This is a genomic window from Coprococcus sp. AF51-11b1, assembly GCF_027682785.1.
Lineage (GTDB): Bacteria > Bacillota > Clostridia > Lachnospirales > Lachnospiraceae > Allocoprococcus > Allocoprococcus comes.
In genome coordinates this window covers 61467-79884 of the sequence record NZ_JAQCZB010000002.1, presented here as the reverse complement: position 1 = coordinate 79884, position 18418 = coordinate 61467, and the positions used below count along the sequence as shown (strand labels likewise).

At 44.0% G+C, this 18418-nt stretch carries 14 protein-coding genes; 3 read left to right on the top strand and 11 right to left on the bottom strand.

Annotation, left to right across the window (positions count from 1 at the left end; genetic code table 11):
* Positions 1-48: 48 nt before the first annotated feature.
* Positions 49-759 (top strand): gamma-glutamyl-gamma-aminobutyrate hydrolase family protein, encoded by a 711-nt coding sequence (locus tag PGY05_RS02830; protein ID WP_008368933.1) that lies wholly within the window; start codon positions 49-51, stop codon positions 757-759.
* Between the two features lie 232 nt (positions 760-991).
* Here the strand turns inward: PGY05_RS02830 and PGY05_RS02825 are convergent, their stop codons facing one another.
* Positions 992-1633, bottom strand: a complete 642-nt coding sequence (locus tag PGY05_RS02825) for an HAD family hydrolase (protein WP_008368935.1) — start codon at positions 1631-1633, stop codon at positions 992-994.
* 120 nt (positions 1634-1753) lie between these two features.
* Positions 1754-2878: a trigger factor gene (gene tig / locus PGY05_RS02820; protein ID WP_195508935.1), complete on the bottom strand. Its 1125-nt coding sequence runs from the start codon at positions 2876-2878 to the stop codon at positions 1754-1756.
* 237 nt (positions 2879-3115) lie between these two features.
* Here tig and PGY05_RS02815 point away from each other — a divergent pair, with 237 nt between their 5' ends.
* Positions 3116-3556, top strand: coding sequence for a hypothetical protein (locus PGY05_RS02815; RefSeq protein ID WP_022221110.1), 441 nt, complete (start codon positions 3116-3118; stop codon positions 3554-3556).
* A gap of 51 nt (positions 3557-3607) precedes the next feature.
* On the opposite strand, the gene PGY05_RS02810 is transcribed toward PGY05_RS02815, so the two are convergent.
* From PGY05_RS02810 to PGY05_RS02770, 9 genes are all read right to left on the bottom strand, one after another.
* Positions 3608-4081 (bottom strand): DUF1934 domain-containing protein, encoded by a 474-nt coding sequence (locus PGY05_RS02810; protein WP_055247913.1) that lies wholly within the window; start codon positions 4079-4081, stop codon positions 3608-3610.
* A gap of 24 nt (positions 4082-4105) precedes the next feature.
* Positions 4106-5083: a 6-phosphofructokinase gene (pfkA, locus tag PGY05_RS02805; RefSeq protein ID WP_008368944.1), complete on the bottom strand. Its 978-nt coding sequence runs from the start codon at positions 5081-5083 to the stop codon at positions 4106-4108.
* Between the two features lie 85 nt (positions 5084-5168).
* Complete coding sequence (locus PGY05_RS02800) at positions 5169-8648, bottom strand: DNA polymerase III subunit alpha (RefSeq protein WP_270475320.1); 3480 nt, start codon at positions 8646-8648, stop codon at positions 5169-5171.
* Positions 8649-8916: 268 nt separating this feature from the next.
* The gene (locus PGY05_RS02795; protein WP_270475319.1) at positions 8917-10320 is read right to left on the bottom strand and encodes an alanine/glycine:cation symporter family protein; all 1404 of its coding nucleotides are present in this window, start codon (positions 10318-10320) and stop codon (positions 8917-8919) included.
* Between the two features lie 359 nt (positions 10321-10679).
* Positions 10680-11324, bottom strand: a complete 645-nt coding sequence (gene pcp, locus PGY05_RS02790; RefSeq protein WP_008368953.1) for a pyroglutamyl-peptidase I — start codon at positions 11322-11324, stop codon at positions 10680-10682.
* A gap of 23 nt (positions 11325-11347) precedes the next feature.
* On the bottom strand, positions 11348-12358 hold the full coding sequence (locus PGY05_RS02785) for a peptidase (protein WP_243861752.1): 1011 nt from the start codon (positions 12356-12358) through the stop codon (positions 11348-11350).
* A gap of 88 nt (positions 12359-12446) precedes the next feature.
* On the bottom strand, positions 12447-13400 hold the full coding sequence (locus PGY05_RS02780; protein WP_055157932.1) for a DUF979 domain-containing protein: 954 nt from the start codon (positions 13398-13400) through the stop codon (positions 12447-12449).
* 14 nt (positions 13401-13414) lie between these two features.
* On the bottom strand, positions 13415-14107 hold the full coding sequence (locus PGY05_RS02775) for a 5-oxoproline transporter, DUF969 family subunit (protein ID WP_055297428.1): 693 nt from the start codon (positions 14105-14107) through the stop codon (positions 13415-13417).
* A 33-nt stretch (positions 14108-14140) separates the two neighbouring features.
* Complete coding sequence (locus PGY05_RS02770; RefSeq protein WP_270475318.1) at positions 14141-17416, bottom strand: M14 family metallopeptidase; 3276 nt, start codon at positions 17414-17416, stop codon at positions 14141-14143.
* A 239-nt stretch (positions 17417-17655) separates the two neighbouring features.
* On the opposite strand from PGY05_RS02770, the gene PGY05_RS02765 reads away from it, so the two are divergent.
* A complete protein-coding gene (locus PGY05_RS02765) occupies positions 17656-18243 on the top strand; it encodes a TetR/AcrR family transcriptional regulator (RefSeq protein ID WP_173686404.1) in 588 nt (195 codons plus the stop codon).
* Positions 18244-18418 lie beyond the last annotated feature (175 nt).

Sequence of the window (18418 nt, the reverse complement as noted above, 5' to 3'; positions counted from 1 at the left end):
CATATTTTGTAACAACTGATTTATCTGATAAAGAGGAGGATTGTAAATATGAAACCAGTTGTTGGAATCTTATGCTGTGGCTTCGACGGCAAAAACCAGTTTGTAACCGATACCTATGTGCGGGCAGTCCGCATTTCCGGAGGAATCCCCCTACTGATACCGATTCTTCCTCAGGACTTCCCGATCAATTCTTATCTTGACATATGCGATGGATTTCTGCTCCCCGGAGGAGGTGATTTTACACCGTTTCTCTTCAATGAAGATCCACTTCCAGGTGTAGGACAGACCAATCTTTCTGTAGATCTTTTCCAGATTCATTTTGCAGAGGAAATCTTAAAACGTCATCTTCCGGTAATCGGCATCTGCCGGGGTATGCAGGTGCTCAACGCCGCCTGTGGCGGAAGTATCTACCAGGATCTTTCCTGTCAGCCCGGAGATCCTTTTCTGCATATGCAGACCTCACAGAACCGCAGCGATATGTGGCACCAGATTTTCATCGCCAAAGACAGCCATCTTCATGAACTGACCGGAGACACTCTGTATACCAATAGTTTCCACCATCAGTCCGTTCATCTGCTCGGAAAAAATGTCCATGCATGTGCACACACTTCTGATGGCACAGTTGAGGCAATTGAAATCGAAGGACAGCCTTTTGCACTTGGCGTTCAGTGGCATCCGGAATCCATGTTTTTTACTTCTCCATGTATGCGGGAATTGTTTTCGCTTTTCGTCCGGTCGATGCTTCCCGGAACAGACTAAATCCCTTTTGTCGGGCTGCAGACTCTGCTGTCTGCGGTCCCTTCAGAATATATGTATAATATGTTCACAAACGTTCATAATTCTTTCAAATTATAAACACACTTTTTTCACAAGATACGAGTATACTAATAATTGTCAAAAGGAAATAAACCTTTTCACATAATAAAATTTTTCTTTTTCATAAACGCCGATATTCGGGAAACCGGATATCGGCTCTCCTCATTTCCAGGGGTTATTTCAGATATTCCAGAAGTCCTCGCAGGTCTGGAACGACATGATCTGCCATCTTTTTGACCTCTTCGTCTGCAGGTGTCAGATCCGGAACCATCGTCACATGGCAGCCCGCCTGGTAAGCCGCATTTACCCCGTTTGGTGAATCTTCGACCGCCATGCACTCTTCAGGCTTCCGCCCGATCTTCTCACAGGCATAGAGATACACATCCGGTCTCGGTTTTCCCAATTTCACCATAGATGCACTGATGATCTCATCAAACAGCTCTTTAAATCCGACCATTTCCAGATAACGCACAGCCCTGTCTTCCGCTGTAGCCGTCACGACTGCCGTCTGATAACCACGTCTTTTCAGCTCCTTGATCGTCTCTTCCACATACGGTTTCTTCTCAATTCCGAAACGCGCAATGTGATCACTCATCAGTTCCTGTCTGCGCCGTCTGAGCTCATCGTATGGGAAATCCTCTCCAAAAATTCCCTTCATCTGTTCTCTTGCAAATACGGATGCACAACTGCGGAATTTGTATGCCGTTTCCAGATCCAACCGGTATCCCGCCTCCCGCATTGCCTTTTGTTTGTATACTGTCAGATATTTCTCTGTATCGATCAGGATGCCATCCATATCAAAAAGTACTGCTTTCATCTTGTCCTCCTGTAGTATATTTCATTTTGTAAAAACAATTACTTTCTATATCATACCATTCCCTTCAGGAAGAAAAAAGACGGAGATTTTATTCTCCGCCTTTTGAATGTTTGCTTATATCTATTTTGTATTTTCTGTGCTGCCGGTACTTCCTGTACTGTTTGAACCGCTTTTGCTGCTGTCAGATGAAGTACTTTTCACCTGCTTGCAGTTGTCTGCTACCCAGTCTTCTACGATATCCAGTCTTGCTGTCTTCTCCAGATTCTCCAGGTTTCCAGCATCTTCCAGTGCTTTTTTGAGTGCATCTACATCTTCGTATCCGTAAGCCTTTGCATACTCCTTATACTTCTTCTCAAGTGTCTTATCTGACACATCGATCTTTGCTTTCTCAATGATCAGATCTGCCGCAAGGTTGGCCTTTACCTGATCCTTTGCAGCCTGGGTTGCCTTTGAATTAAAAGTTTCCTCATCCATATTCATATACTGTTTAAGGAAATCTGCAAAATCAACGTTATAATAAGATGCCATATTCTTATACTGTGTCTTGATCGAACTGATCATATTCTTCAGATCCTTCTTCGGATACTTGTTCACAGTTGTGTTCTCAAGTACTGCTTTCCATGCATTTTCCTTGATTGTATTCTGCCGGTTTTCTTTGCTGTTTTTTTTCAGAGATTTTTTAATTTCCTTTTTGTACTCTTCCACCGTCTTGGAAGTATCAGAAACACTCTGTACAAATTCATCGGTAAGTTCCGGTACATCGGTCTGGCTGATTCCCTTCAGTGTAACGGTAAATACAACTGCCTGACCTGCAAGATCTTCATTTCCATAGTTCTCCGGGAAAGTCAGATTCAGATCAAAAGTATCGCCAATATTGTGTCCGACAACGCCATCCTCAAATCCGTCAATAAACTGACCACTTCCTAATGTAAGCTGTGCATCTGTCGCTGTTCCACCATCAAATGCCACACCATCTTTCTTTCCTTCGTAGTCGATCGTTACCGTATCTCCGGTTTGTGCTGCACGGTCTGTAACTTCTGTTGTAGTTGATTTAGACTGAAGTACACTGTTGATCTGTGCTTCTACATCATTATCCGATACCGTATCCGCATCTACTTTATCAATCTCCACACCTTTATATTTTGTAATCGTAACATAATCATTGGAAATCTCCCCGGAGCATCCGGTAAGAAATAATGACAATGCACAGATACCTGCTGCCAGTACTGCTAATTTCTTTTTCATTTTCTTTTACACCTCTTATATCTTCATTCTCTCTGACTGTCCAAATCACCCACATCAGAGCGCTATATATGATTATAACACATAATCCGTCATTGAAAAGGGATTTCCCAAAATTCACATTTATTTCAGATTTTCCATTACTTTCAAAAAGCCTCCAAAAACTTCAAATTACTTGCACTTGTCTACAAACAATGCTACAATAAGCTATGTGTAAATATGATTTGAGGAGGAAAACCCGTGAGTAAGATAACGATCGTATTACTGGTAATTCTTGCCGTACTGCTTATCGCCCTGGTTGTTCTGTATTTCCTCGGTAAGAAAGCGCAGAAAAAGCAGGCAGAACAGGAAGAGATGATTGCAGCTGCTGCACAGCAGGTCAACATCCTGGTTATCGACAAAGGTAAGATGAAGCTTAAAGATGCCGGTTTCCCGTCAGTTGTTCTTGAAAATACACCTAAGTATCTTCGTCGTTCAAAGGTACCTGTAGTCAAGGCAAAAGTCGGACCAAAGATCATGACTCTGATGTGTGATGCAAGCATCTATGATCTTATTCCAGTCAAAAAAGAAGTAAAAGCAACCGTAAGCGGTATTTACATCACTGCAGTAAAAGGAGTCAGAGGTTCTCTTGAGACTCCACCTAAGAAAAAAGGATTCTGGGCAAGACTGCGGAACAAGTAACAAAAAAGGGTAAATGATTCTGAGCTGATTGAATCATTTACCCTTTTTGTTTTATTTTCCTGAAATTGCTTCCTCTGCCTGTGCTTTCGGTCTTATGCTCATTGCGATCCGGCAGTCTGCCGTCGCTTCATGATTCACATCAAGCCCGTACTCAACAGCAATATCAATTCGCTCATCATCCACATTCACATCCAGCTTCCGTGTATGAATTCCGACATGAAGCTGCCCATACGGTGTATCATAATATGTGACATTCATCTGATTCTTCTCAAATACCATATGTGCATTCGTAATTCCGCTCTTCATGATCTCCATCGAATCTTCACCAGTGATCTTGATCTTATTCTTAACCACCCCCGGAATCCCTTCCATTACTTCATCATAAAGAATATAATGCTTTCCGTTCTTCCAGTAATAGCTCGCCGGAGTGATCACTTCGATCGGCTCATTCTCTTCATTTTCTTCCGGATCTGCAAATGCCATATCATGCAGTCCGGAAATCGTCAATAATACATCCTGTGTCATACACGTCATCCAATCTGTCTGTTATTAGATGGCAAGCTGTTTTGCGATATCGTACTGGTACTCCGGAATTCCTTTCTGCATTGCCAGTGCTTCGTTGATATCGAAGTCAATATACTCGCCATGTTTGTATCCTACTACACGGTTTGTCTTTCCTTCAAGAAGAAGATCTACAGCAAGAGATCCCATGATAGATGCATAAACTCTGTCTTTTGCTGTCGGGCTTCCTCCACGCTGCATATGACCAAGAATAGTAGCACGTGTCTCCATACCCGTCTCTTTTTCGATTCTCTTTGCCATATTCATAGAATCACCGATACCTTCGGCATTGATGATAATGTAATGCTTTTTACCGCGTTTTCTGCTTTCTTTGATGTCTGCAATAATCTTTGCTTCATCGTAGTCATGTTCCTCAGGAAGAAGAATCTTCTCTGCTCCATTGGCAATACCGCACCACAGTGCAAGGTATCCCGCATCACGTCCCATAACTTCGATAATACTACATCTTTCATGTGATGTAGATGTATCACGTACTTTGTCAATTGCTTCCATCGCTGTATTAACCGCTGTATCGAATCCGATTGTGTATTCTGTACATGCGATATCAAGATCGATCGTTCCCGGAAGTCCGATTGTATTTACTCCAAAATCAGATAATTTCTGTGCTCCCTTGAAGGAACCGTCTCCTCCGATAACTACCAGACCGTCAATTCCATATTTCTTACAGATTGCTGCTGCTTTCTGCTGTCCTTCTGGTGTACGCATTTCCTCGCAACGGGCTGTCAGAAGAATCGTTCCACCTCTCTGGATCGTGTCTGATACATCTCTGGCACTTAAATCAATAATTTCCTCGTTAAGAAGTCCTGAATAACCTCTTCTGATTCCTCTTACCTTCAGTCCTTTTCCCAATGCGGTTCTTACAACTGCACGGATTGCAGCGTTCATTCCCGGTGCGTCTCCACCACTGGTCAATACGCCGATAGTTCTGATTACTTTTTCTGCCATGATATGTCTCCTCCGTCTCTTCTACTTTGTAACTTTACTATCCTTTTGCTTAATTTATCTCAATCCACACGTTATTGTATAATATTCACCCCTTCATTTCAATGGGTTTTTCTATTACTTTTACACAATCTTCTCCAAAATAATTCGTCAATCTGCTCAAAATTCCAGGTTCTACCTGGATATTTGCGTTTTTAGGAAGTCTTTTTACCGCTCTCTCCGCTTTGCAGAAGATTACAACCTGGTCCTCACCCTCACTTTCCGCGAGCATCCGGAACAGATTCTGCTCATCTTGAAGGTAACTCTGTTTGTCGGTATACTGGATCCACAGTTCTTTTTTCATCATCTCAAACGGAATCACCTCTTCACAGATCAGCTTACTTGCATTATCATCTTCTTCCGATACACGTCCCCGCACAAATACTTTGCTGTCCTCCTGCAGATACTGCTGGCTTTTCTCATAGCTCTGCGGGAAAATGACAACCTCTACCGTTCCAAGAAGATCCTCTACGGTAATAAATGCCATCGTTTGATTCTTCTTTGTATATTTGATCGTCTTCGATGTGATCATACCACCGATGATCTCCCTTGACCCGTCACGCACTTTTGTCCGTCCGATCTCTTCATCAAGCTGAAAATCCAATGTCGTTGCGGAAATACTCTTGCGCCATTTCTCTTCATATTCTTCCAATGGATGTCCGCTGATATACACGCCGAGTACTTCTTTTTCAAATGCAAGCATCGTTTCCTTCTGGTATTCTCCCACATCCGGAAGCGTAACCTCAAATTCTTTTTTCTGTTCGTCATCTACAATATCAAAGAGCGACATCTGTCCGGCAAGTGAATTTTTCTTGTTCTGTGCTACCTGATCCATGATCTGTACATAAATGATCATAAACTGCTTTCTAGTCCCTTTCAGACTGTCAAATGCGCCGGATTTGATAAAGTTTTCTACCGCACGTTTATTGACTTCCTTACCGGAAAGCCGTTCCAGAAAATCCTTCAGATCACGAAACGTGCCATGCTCTTCTCTGTCCCGGATGATCTGCTCGATCACCGGTCTTCCAACCCCCTTGATCGCCGCAAGTCCGTAACGGATATTACCGTTATCTACAGAGAAATCACCAACCCCACGATTGATATCCGGCGGCAGGATAGAAATTCCCATCTGTCGGCAAGTGTAAATGTATTCGGCAACCTTTCCCGGATTGTCGATGACAGAAGTCATAAGCGCTGCCATATATTCTACCGGATAATAATATTTCAGATACGCTGTCTGGTATGAGACAACCGCATACGCTGCCGCATGTGATTTGTTGAACGCATACTTTGCAAAATCGATCATTTCATCATAGATCTTATTCGCAACTTTTTCATCGATTCCATTTTTGACACAACCCGGAATGCCTTCTTCTTCATTACCATATACAAAATTCTGACGCTCTCTCTGCATCACGTCGCCCTTTTTCTTACTCATGGCACGGCGTACAAGGTCGCTTCGCCCAAGTGAATATCCGGCGAGGTCACGCACGATCTGCATAACCTGTTCCTGATATACAATGCAGCCATAGGTCGGTGCCAGGATCGGCTTTAACTGCGGGCATTCGTAAGTAATCAGCTCCGGATGGTTCTTTCCTTTGATATACTGTGGAATGAAATCCATCGGACCTGGCCGGTAAAGAGAAATTCCGGCGATAATATCTTCCAGACTCTGTGGACGAAGTTCCTTCATGAAGCTCTTCATCCCTGCACTTTCTATCTGGAAAATACCGTCCGTCTTTCCGGTTCCGATATAGTCAAGCACTGCTTTATCATTATAATTTAATTTTTCTGTTACCAGCTTCACACCGGTACTTTTTTCAACCAGTCTGATCGCATCCTGGATGACGGTCAGGGTACGAAGCCCAAGGAAATCCATTTTCAGAAGTCCCAGTTCTTCCAGCGTGGTCATGGTAAACTGTGTGACTACATTGTTGTCCGCTCCAAGTGCCAGCGGAACATATTCATCCACATCCTTCTGGCTGATCACGACTCCCGCGGCATGCATAGATGTATGCCGTGGCAGACCTTCCAGTCTCTTTGACATATCGATCAGCTCTTTTACCTGTGGGTCTTCATCATAGAGCTTCTTCAGCTCATGGTTCATCTTCAGGGATTTATCCAGTGTAATATTCAGTTCTTTCGGAATCATCTTTGCAATTGAATCCACAAAAGCATACGGAAGATCCATAACTCTTCCCACATCCCGCAGCACCCCGCGCGCCTGCAGTGTACCAAAGGTTACGATCTGCACTACCCGGTCTTTTCCGTATTTACGCACAACATAATCAATGACTTCCTGCCTTCTTTCAAAGCAGAAGTCCACATCGATATCTGGCATGGACACACGTTCCGGATTCAGAAAACGCTCGAACAGCAGCTGATACCGGATCGGATCGATATTGGTGATCGCAAGTGTATACGCCACAATGCTTCCCGCCGCAGATCCACGCCCAGGTCCAACCATGATTCCGTTGCTTTTTGCAAAATGAATGAAATCCCATACAATAAGGAAGTAATCCACGTAACCCATGCTTTTGATAACGCCCAATTCATAATTCAGGCGCTCCACAAGAGCTGGATCCGGGTCTTCTCCATATCGTCTTTTTAGTCCGTCAAAACAGAGCTTATTCAAATATTCCCATGAGGTAAATCCTTCCGGCACATCGAATTTCGGAAGCTTGGTCACACCAAATTCAATCTCTACATGGCATCTGTCTGCAATCTTCTGTGTATTTTCCAGCGCCTCCGGTGCATATGGGAAAAGTGCTGCCATCTCTTCTTTGGACTTCACGTAGTACTGTCCGCCTTCATAGCGCATCCGATCCTCGTCTGCGAGCTTTTTCCCTGTCTGAAGGCAAAGCAGGATATCATGTGGCTTTTCATCTTCTGCGTAAGTATAATGCACGTCATTTGTCGCCACAAGGTCGATTCCGATCTCCTGCGACAGACGCATCAACTGCTGGTTAACGGTGCGCTGTTCCGGGATCCCATGATCCTGCAGTTCCAGGAAAAAGTTGCCTTTCCCAAAAATCTGTTCATAATGAAGCGCAGCTTTTTTCCCTTCTTCATACATCCCTCTCGCCAGGTTTCTCTGTACCTCTCCGGCAAGACATGCACTGAGGGCAATGATTCCTTCGTGATAGGTCTCCAGAAGCTCATAATCTACTCTTGGCTTATAATAGTAACCTTCCGTAAATGCACGTGACACGATCTTCATCAGATTGGCGTAGCCTGTATTATTCTCGGCAAGAAGTACCAGGTGATAATATCGGTCCTCATCGCGTCCTACGGCTGTTTTGTCGAATCTGGATCCCGGTGCCACATAGACTTCACATCCCAGTACAGGATTGATTCCTGCCGCTCTTGCGGCTCTGTAGAAGTCAATGACGCCGTACATGACACCGTGGTCTGTGATCGCAGCCGCTGTCATCCCCAGTTCTTTGACTCTGGCAACATATTCTTTAATTTTATTCGAACCGTCCAGAAGGCTGTATTCCGTGTGGACGTGCAAATGCGCAAAATTCATATTGTGTTCGCTCCTTTTCTCTGTGTTCCATTTTAGCAGAAATGAGGGGGATTTCCAACTGGTGTGGGGAAAATTTTATAGGTTGGTGGGCGGCGGATTTCCAAATATATATACTCCGGTTCCCCTCGGCAAAACATTCCGATGAACCCCTGAAAGCGGGAATCGTGTTAACTTTCTTTTTGGGGCGTTGGTGTCACAACCTTATTTATCCTCTAACGCAAAAATACCGCCGCATCAGATCTCATTTCCAATGCGACGGTTTCTTTTCTTACTCCACTGCTTTTACCGCAGCAGACATTTTTTCTTCATTTCGTTTTGAAAAATACAGTTTTGTTTCCCCAATGATCACTTTTCTAAGTGCAATGATTGCGATCAGGTTTGGAATGATCATCAGCGCATTCGTGATATCTGCAAGAAGCCAGATTGGTTCCAGCGATAAAAACGGTGCCAGTGCAATCGCTGCAATGTAGATGATCTTATATGGTTTGATCCATTTTGTTGTGCCGGTCAGATAAACCAGGCAGCGTTCTCCGTAATAATTCCATCCCAGAATGGTGGTAAATGCAAAGAACATAATTCCTACTGCGATCAGATACATGCCTATATTGTGTGGCAGACACATGTTATAAGCAGCTGTAACAAGTGTGCTTCCGTTCATATCCGAACTGTCCATCAGCCCGCTGCTGATGATAACTAGTCCTGTCACGGAACAGGTCAGAATCGTAGTAACAAATACACTTGTCATGGAAAGAAGACCCTGTCTTACACCAGAATTCGTTTTCGCTGCCGCTGCAACGATCGGTGAACTTCCAAGTCCTGCCTCATTTGTATAGACACCTCTGGCAATTCCGGTTCTCATAACCGTTATAAACGTGATGACACCCGTTCCTGCAGTCCCTCCTATTACCGATTCTTTTGCAAATGCACAGGTAAAAATGGCCTTAAAAGCACCCGGTACTGCAGCCCGGTTAATCACCAGCGCCACTACCGAGCCTCCGAGAAAAGTAAGCGCCATGATCGGCACTACAATTTCAGCAACCTTTGAAATACTTTTAATTCCTCCGATCGTTACAACTGCAGTAAGCACTGTTATGATGACTCCTGCTACAATGATCGGTATATGGAATGTCACATTGACAGATTCTGTGATCGCATTTACCTGCGGGAACGTTCCGCAGCCAAATAACGCTGTACACATGCCAAACACAGAAAAGACTTTTGCAAGCCAGATAAATCTCTCTCCCATACCATTTTGGATATAAAACATCGGTCCGCCGGCCATCTGGTTATTCTCGTCCGTCACTCGGTATTTTACCGCTAAAAGACTTTCTGAGTATTTCGTCACCATACCAAGTATGGCTGAAATCCACATCCAGAATAACGATCCCGGTCCACCAATTCGAAGCGCCGTTGCAACTCCAACAATACTTCCCGTTCCTATGTCTGCTGCCATCGTTGTACATAAAGTCGCAAATGCCGATACATCTCCTTCTCCGCTTCCGGTCCCACTTTCTTTTTCAAAAATGGCCCTTACTGCACGTGGAAATTTTGTGATCTGCAGTCCTCTCAATTTAATCGTAAAGTAAAGCCCTGTACCGATCAACAGCAACAATGTCGGAGGTCCCCATACATAACTTTGGATAGTCGTCAGCATCCCCATTAAATTACTCATTTCACTTCTCCTTCGCCTCTGTTATTGTTTTCCATCCATATTCTATTTTTACGATAATCTTTTCCCCACTAGATTTTTTTCTTCACCTTCTTAATCAACTTGTTTTTTGAAAAAGCTCTCTCCGTTCATAAAATTGTTCATTTTTCTTATTTCCGCTTCGACTTTCTTTATGCATATTATACATAACATTTCTGCCCGTGACAAATCAATTCTTTTTCTTTATAATAGAATTTCTTAATATATAATGAACGTCCATTTTCATTAAGCGACATGAAATTATATTTCCAATAAAATTTTACAAAAAAACACCGCCGCATCAGCTTCATTCTGACACAGCGGTACTTTTTTCTTTCATAAAACTAGTGAGTAGTTCCCATAACCTCTTTTACATCTTCTGTATTATTCACTACAGCTTCAACACAATACTCCAGAGACTTTGCGATTGTCTCAAGCGGCATACTTGCCATTCCGTTCGCCTTATCTACAACCTGATCGCAAGCATATGGTACATGGATAAATCCGGCACGGATGTTAGTGTATTTGGTTGCACACATATGCAGTACATTGTACATTACACAGTTGCATACGTAGGTTCCTGCCGTGAAAGATACATGGCATGGAAGTCCGTGAGCACGTACATTCTGAACCATTGCATTTACCGGAATTGTTGCAAAGTATCCGGTTGGACCGTCTGCCTGAAGTGGCTCATCAAGTGGCTGGTCACCTGCATTGTCCGGAATCCGGGCATCTGCAAGGTTGATTCCTACTTTTTCTACAGTGACGCAGGAACGTCCGCCTGCCTGACCTACATTGATCACTATATCCGGGTTATGTTCTTTGATTGCCGCTTCAACTGCCGGTGCACTTTTCTTGAACTCTGTAGGGATCTCTACATATACGATCTCTGCCCCCGCAATTGTTGACGGAAGAAGCTTGATTGCCTCAAATGCCGGGTTTACGCTTTCTCCTCCAAATGGATCAAATCCTGTTAATAAAACCTTCATGTTAATTTCCTCCTTTATATCTCTTAGTATAACACAGGCTCCGGGATAATAACCTTCCCCTGCTGCATAATCTGTCGGTTGTCCGTGTAGATATCCGGTTCCATACATACCAGATCAAAATGCCCTTTGGCGTTCTGAATACCTCCAAGAGCAATATTACGCCCAAGTCCTACATGGAATGTCCCATAAGCAGATTCATCTTCAATATAGCAGTTTCCAAGGCATTGTGAGCATGAATTAAGCCCGATTCCGAGTTCCCCCGCAATATAGATCCGGGGATCCTGATAATCTTCCATGTATTTTTTCAACCGAATACCGGTCGGAGTCTCTTCAATCTCCGTAATCCGTCCGCCTTTAAATAAAATCCTTGTCGGTTCCTCTGCGCGACCAATATATCCCAGAGAACCGTCAAGCACCATCACACCTTCTGTCTTTGTCTCCTCGATCGGGACATAGACCTCAATACTGGAAGAAGAATATCCCTTTCCATCCTTTAGAACTCCGTTAAAAAATCCCGGATCTCTGCCCACTTTGTAGAACATCATATCCGTTCCTGCCGGAGTTGTCACACGGACTTTTTCTGAATACTTGAGATATTTGATAAATGCCTTTGCCATCAGTCGGCTCTTCTTCGTATCCATCGTCAGGAAATCGTATTCCAGAAAAGATCTTCCGTCATTGGTTGCCAGTGGCAAGGACAAAAATTTCTTGTGTCTTTGTATCGCACGCTTTGCGGCTTTCGTTGTCACCAGCGAATACTCTGTCGCCGCGATAATTGCCGTATAAGGATCAAAAACTGCTTCATTATCATCAAAAAAGATTCCCACATGGCGTCCCTTGTTCTCGACAAGCAGTGTATTCACTGACCGTGCTTTTCCGGAAGCCTCTTTTTCCATTGCTTTTGCTTCTGCAAGATATTCCTTCGATGTCACGATCAGTACTTTGTCCCACGCCCTTACTTTTACCCATTCGTGAATAATGATCCGGGCACCCCGTTCCATATTCGGTGTCATATGTCCCTCTTCTTTCTCCATACCCAAAACTAGAATAAGCTTACGAATTCTAAGGCCATTATTTTCTGCTTTTCCAGTGAAATAATGACCTTAGCTACTTATGTCTTATTTACTTTAATACTATCATATAACAGATCTGGAACACAAGCATAAAAATTGCAACCAGAACCTGATTTTTGATAGCGCCCCAGCGGTCCTTCATGTTCAGGATCGCAACCGGCAGGATGTTGAAGTTCGCTGCCATCGGTGTAAGCAGAGTTCCACAGTATCCACATGTAAGTGCGAGCATACCGATCACCACCGGATTAGCACCGTAAGCAAGAACGAACGGTGCACCGATACCAACTGTCATAACGGTGATAGCTGCGAATGCATTTCCCATGATCATGGTAAAGAGTACCATACCGATTGCATAAACGATGATCCCGATATTTACATTTCCCTTTGGAACAATCTTTTCAACAAGCTGTGCGATTACATCGCCAACTCCTGCAGCGGTAAATACACCTCCAAGACATCCAAGCAGCTGTGGCAGCATACTGAGAGGTCCTGTGATTCCAAGGAATCTTTCAGAATCATTCAAAAAGACTGCCGGTTTATTCTGTTTTGTATCGAATGCCATCAGTAAGACCATAGCTACAATCACACCAACGGTAATTGCGACCATAGAACTCATATTACTGAATAATGCAAAGAACAGGGAGCATACCGCTACGGAGAATGCCGGGACAAATATCTTCATTCCGATCTTCTTAAACTGCTGTTCTGTGTGTTCCTTTGTCGGATTATCTGTTTTTCCGATTTTTACTTTCTTGAAGATCGGCGGCAGGCACATGATCAGAACAAGCACACCAGAAACCTTTGCCGGGAGCCATGAACCAAATCCACAAACGATACCGAAAGAGCACCAGAAAACAGCGGTTCCGACTCTTGACGGATTCTCTTTATCCAGCAGGTTCTTGATTCCTGCGTAAATCGTGATCAATCCGATAATTACCCATACTACATTCAGTCCGATTGCATTAAACGAATCGCCGACCTGTATAAATTTTAAATTACTCATCTGTCTTCCTCCCTCTATTTCTTAGTATCTGTTGATTTTCCATAGTATTTCTTCATCAGTTTGTTATCTTTCAAAATAACAAATGCGCAGGAAACAACAAGTGCAACTAATGCTACCGGGATTTCAGCTGCTGCAAGGTCGATCAGTTCTACTTCGTATCCAAGACCTGCAAGTGTTGTCTGTACAAGGATTCCGCCGGCACCACCTACGAACAGTACCTGGAAGAAGAACCATGTGAAGTTCTGCATAGCAACAGCAAGTCCTTTTGCTTCTTCTACGTGATCTTCATTTGCTTTTCCTTCTTTATTGCTGATCGCACCTTCGATCATCGGAAGCAGTACCGGACGGATAAATCCGGCAACTCCACCGAAGCTGACATTGAATGCTCCAAACAGAGCATTCAGCATACCATATACAGCAACAAGCTTACCTGCTGTCGCACTTTTTACTTTACGGATCAGGTTTGCCGCTGCTTCACGCAGACCGTTTCTTTCCAGTGTACCTGTAACCAGCAGGATCATGATAAAGATTGCCATACTTCTGTTCGCTACAAAGTTTGTACCGATTGTTTCCAGAAGTCCGCCCACTCCAAGTCCTCCAACAATCCCTGTCGCGATAAGGGCCAGGAAAATAATGAGGATTGAATCCAGTTTCAGCGCGAATCCAACGATTACGATTAACACGCCAAGTAATTTGATGAGTTCCATACCTAACTCCTCCTTTAGAAAAGTATTAAAAAGTTATTTATTTTTTCCAGTCACTTTGACAATCATCGGACGCTGTCTTATGTAACTGGTCAAAATCTGTCCATCCTGCTCTTCCAGATGACATTCCATCACATGCACTGCTTCCATCAACATCCGGATAGTCGCCTCGTCATGTGCCACATGAGCCCTTGCACACAAATTCAGGTATTCACCCTGTGCGGTCTCATCTGCAACCTCGCTGGTATAAGCAACCGTTGTGATCCACGGAAAACGGATCGACGGATAACGATGGTTTGGATCTGCCGCGAACGGGATCCAGTAGTTGATCATTTCTTTATAATAGTTTGCCGGGAACAATTTCGGCATCCATGCATGTGCATATTTTTCAAACTGAGCACTCCATTCACGGTTCAATTCTCTCATCTCCGGATACTCGGCAATCTTGTCTGCTATCACATCTTCCATTACCTTATTGACCGGGTAATTGTCCTTGTACTCTGGATTGGTCACATACCAGAAATAACCATAAAGCAGAGATCTCGGAAGCCAGAAGCCTTTGTAAGACGGGGAGGTATAACCCGAAAACTGCTGCTCCCATTCATGGCTCGGTACTCCGTGATTGTCCACGATCATATCCGGGACATACCGGTCATAAATACGGGTTAATCCCATCGCCTCGCTGTGGATCGTATCCTGCTGGAAATGTTCATAGTAGAACTCTTTTCCAAGCGAATTAAATCTTGCCACATGGAATTTCCAGTTTGGATGCTCTTTCTGCAATTCATAATGGATTGCCGCACCATCCACATTTTCCATCGGAACGATCACCAGATTCAGTTTATCCGGTAAATCTTTGTAAACATCTTCTGTCAGCAGCTTCTTGATCAGGATAAATGCTGCATTTGTCGAAGATACTTCATTTGCATGATGTCTTGCATTGATCATCTCGCCAGGAATTCTTGATATACGCTTCGTCATGGACAGATATCCTTCGTATTCCGGTTTGATCCATACTGCATAGAGTTCACGTCCTGTATAAGATACCGCAGTCCGGAACACTTCGATTCCAGGAACCTGCTTCAGTTCTTCGATGATCTCACGGTAAGTATCATATCCGATCAGTTCATGCTCATGCAGGTCAATCTCTTCAATCCGTTTCGTCTTTGGTTTTTCTTCTCTTTCCGGTGTAAGTGCTGCATACTGTATCTCGCCCTGCTCACTTTCAAACAAAAGCTTCGTACCTGCAGCAACACTTTCACACTCTGCCAGTACACCCTTTGACCACAATGTTGAGTAAGTGTGTAATACATTAGATTGTACACCATTTGTGCGGATATGGAAAGTAAAATTATCATTTTCCCATGAAATGGCACGGATCCATGCATCTGCTTCTTCGCGTTTTCTCTGTAAAAGAACCGCTTTTCCATCTTTTACAATGCATGCTTCTTCTTTTAACGGCTCGGTCAGTGTCACCTTAAATACCGGTCTGCCTTCTTTTTCATGGATCACCGGAAGGATCAGTCCCGGCGCATCCAGCATGACATCTGCTTTCTTCACACCGTAATTTTTAAAATAGTCGCTTCCGACAAAATACATATCTTCATGCAAAGCATCCAGTGAAGAGATCAGATCCTCTCTTGATCCGGTCGCATAGTCCGGTTCACTTGCGGTCACGTCCAGACGCAGTTCATGGAAGAACGGCTGCAGGTCTGCGGAAATCTTTCCGCCTGTCTTTTCCTCAATATATCGTCTGCAATCCGGAAGAACTTCCTTCTGATAAACATCCCAGATCTCTTCCATATCGGTACGGACGGTCTGATAAAATACTTCCTGTCCGTCAATCTCTGCTTTTACATAACCGGTTGCCGGATGAACCTTTCCCATCTGCGGATATTCATCCATATATGGTCTTTCCGACCAGACTGCTTTGTAAGTATCCTCACAGCAGACCTTTTCGTCCTTGATCCCCTTGCAGAGATAAGTGATATCTTCTTCGCCTTCATAAGCTTTGAAAATGACTTTATCTCTTTCAATTCCAAGCTCTTTTACCAGAATATCTTCTACCGGATACAGTTCCTGCAGATAGCGGATCGGAAGATCATACCACTTGTCCGGAGTGTCTGCATTCAGATTGTGATAGGACGGGGTTGCACCGTTCTCATCCAGCCAGTCTGTCTGGCCTTCCGGCAGGAACGGTTTGAAATAAATCTCAACCTGATCTGCCTGCGCTTCCTTCATCACTGGAAGCATCTCTTCAACGATCCAGGAATATCCCTGTTTGTATGCACAGATAACGGAGGTATCCTCCGGCTTGGCACCTAACATCTGGATTCTGTCTTCGATTTTTTCTTTTATCTTCTGGCGTACTTTTATATTTTCACTTACCGCACCGGTAATCTTTACCTTGCTTCCTTTCCCGATCTGCGGATAAACCTTTTCTTCCAGAAGTTTTTCAAAAACTTCCACTTCCCACGGAAGCTCATACACCTTCTCGTACATCTTCTGTCCGGATTTGTAATTATATACCTTTGCATCCCCGGCTTCTTTTTTCTGTGTATCATTCCAGAGCGGAGATCCGTACACTTCGTATTCTCCTGTCTGCTCTTTCTGCATCGCTTTCAAAGCTGCAAGCTGGCCATCTGCGCCGCGCAGTACAAAGTCATCCACCATATCCATCAGCAGGTCTTTCCAGCTTCTCTGACCATTGATCTGTGGAAATTCCATACAAAGGCGGGAGGTAAATGCGATTAGTTCCTCTCCGTCACCGCGAAGAGATACTTTTACACTTTCTCCTTCTTTTTCCCGTACAAGCTCTGTCTGCTCTGCTTTTTCCAGAACGAGCCGGTTGCCTGTATAAGCTGCATCTGCCGTAATAGTTCCTTTATATCCGGTCGTCTCCATACCAAAACGCCATGCCAGGTTACATGCTGCAACGAGCATCGCATCATCTGCATCCTCCGAAAGTACAATCTTCACATCCAACACATCCGGAAGAAGATCCTGATTCTCGTCTTTCAGGAAATCCCCTTTCTGAAGCATCGTCTCCAGCCCTTTTTCCTTACGGAAATCCAGATCAAAGATCGGACCTGTATGCTTTGATGCTGATTCGTACTCTTCCGGTGTTCCCCCTGTACTCTTTTTCCACAGGGCTTTCAGCTCTTCCATATTCTCCGGCACCGGAATCTCACCGTCCGCTGTGATCACCGGAAATGTAGCTGTCTCTGTCTGAAATCCCAGAAGTAGTGCTGCTTCAACCGCATAACGCTTCTGTTCTCCTGTCATGCCGGCTGCAAGTTTTAATTTTTCCATCTTACACCTCCAAAAGCACTGTAGTTCGTTTTCGTACTACGGTCTAAAAAGATACTGTATTCCGAACTACGTTCTGCTTTTTATACCCTTCATTCTACTAAAGTGTTCAAATAAAGTCAACCATATTATCCTTATATGGACATTTTCAATAAAATGTATGCAAAAACAAAACATTGCACTCTCCACATCCCTGTGTTACAATAGCTTCAATACTTTTAAGAAGGCAGGAACGATCAATTATGACAACTCACGGCAAACGACATGCAAAACAGGACATCATGGATGCAGCATGGAAGCTGTTCACAGAACAGGGCTATGACGAAACTACGATCGCGCAGATCATCGAACTCTCCGGTAATTCCCGCAGCACCTTTTACCACCATTTTCGTGGAAAAGATGAACTTCTCTTCAGCCTCGCCTATTCCTACGACAGTGACTATGATAGCTGGCTTCAGACCTGCGACCGGACGCTTCCAGCCGCCGATCTGCTGCTCGCCTTCAACCATTTTGTGCTGAATAACCTGGAGCACTCACCATATATGGATCTCTTTGCGCCCCTCTACGGTCTTCAGGTAGCTACTACCGGAACCAGACATATTTTAAACCCGGATCGTAATTATTATAAGATCCTGCGCAAGATCCTTTTCGACGGGATCAAATGTGGAGAACTAAAGTCAGACTACTCCTACGTCGAGCTCTCCCAGATGATCACCTCTGCCCAGATCGGTCTCACCTACTCCTGGTGTCTCACCCAGAGAAGCTTCTCCCTGCTTCAATACGGCGAATCCCTCCTGACACCATTTATTGAATCATTACGCGCAAACTAACCTAACCCACCCTCAATATAAATACCCTCTCCCATATACCAGGAAACTATCTCTCTATAGTTTCCTGAATTTTTATGTTTAGCAGCCGCCAGGTCTGCGCCCAAAGTCTTGAGAGGGATTTAGAAAAAGAATAGGTGTGAAGGCACTTATTGTGCAATGGAGATGAGACTCAAAA

Bases quoted from the DNA above. Each gene is read 5' to 3' on its own strand.
- PGY05_RS02830 (WP_008368933.1), top strand. From the start codon at position 49: ATGAAACCAGTTGTTGGAATCTTATGCTGTGGCTTCGACGGCAAAAAC.
- PGY05_RS02775 (WP_055297428.1), bottom strand. From the start codon at position 14,107: ATGGAACTCATCAAATTACTTGGCGTGTTAATCGTAATCGTTGGATTC.
- tig (WP_195508935.1), bottom strand. From the start codon at position 2,878: ATGAAAAAGAAATTAGCAGTACTGGCAGCAGGTATCTGTGCATTGTCA.
- pcp (WP_008368953.1), bottom strand. From the start codon at position 11,324: ATGAAGGTTTTATTAACAGGATTTGATCCATTTGGAGGAGAAAGCGTA.
- PGY05_RS02800 (WP_270475320.1), bottom strand. From the start codon at position 8,648: ATGAATTTTGCGCATTTGCACGTCCACACGGAATACAGCCTTCTGGAC.
- PGY05_RS02765 (WP_173686404.1), top strand. From the start codon at position 17,656: ATGACAACTCACGGCAAACGACATGCAAAACAGGACATCATGGATGCA.
- PGY05_RS02810 (WP_055247913.1), bottom strand. From the start codon at position 4,081: ATGACACAGGATGTATTATTGACGATTTCCGGACTGCATGATATGGCA.
- PGY05_RS02795 (WP_270475319.1), bottom strand. From the start codon at position 10,320: ATGAGTAATTTAATGGGGATGCTGACGACTATCCAAAGTTATGTATGG.
- PGY05_RS02785 (WP_243861752.1), bottom strand. From the start codon at position 12,358: ATGGAGAAAGAAGAGGGACATATGACACCGAATATGGAACGGGGTGCC.
- PGY05_RS02825 (WP_008368935.1), bottom strand. From the start codon at position 1,633: ATGAAAGCAGTACTTTTTGATATGGATGGCATCCTGATCGATACAGAG.
- PGY05_RS02780 (WP_055157932.1), bottom strand. From the start codon at position 13,400: ATGAGTAATTTAAAATTTATACAGGTCGGCGATTCGTTTAATGCAATC.
- PGY05_RS02770 (WP_270475318.1), bottom strand. From the start codon at position 17,416: ATGGAAAAATTAAAACTTGCAGCCGGCATGACAGGAGAACAGAAGCGT.
- pfkA (WP_008368944.1), bottom strand. From the start codon at position 5,083: ATGGCAGAAAAAGTAATCAGAACTATCGGCGTATTGACCAGTGGTGGA.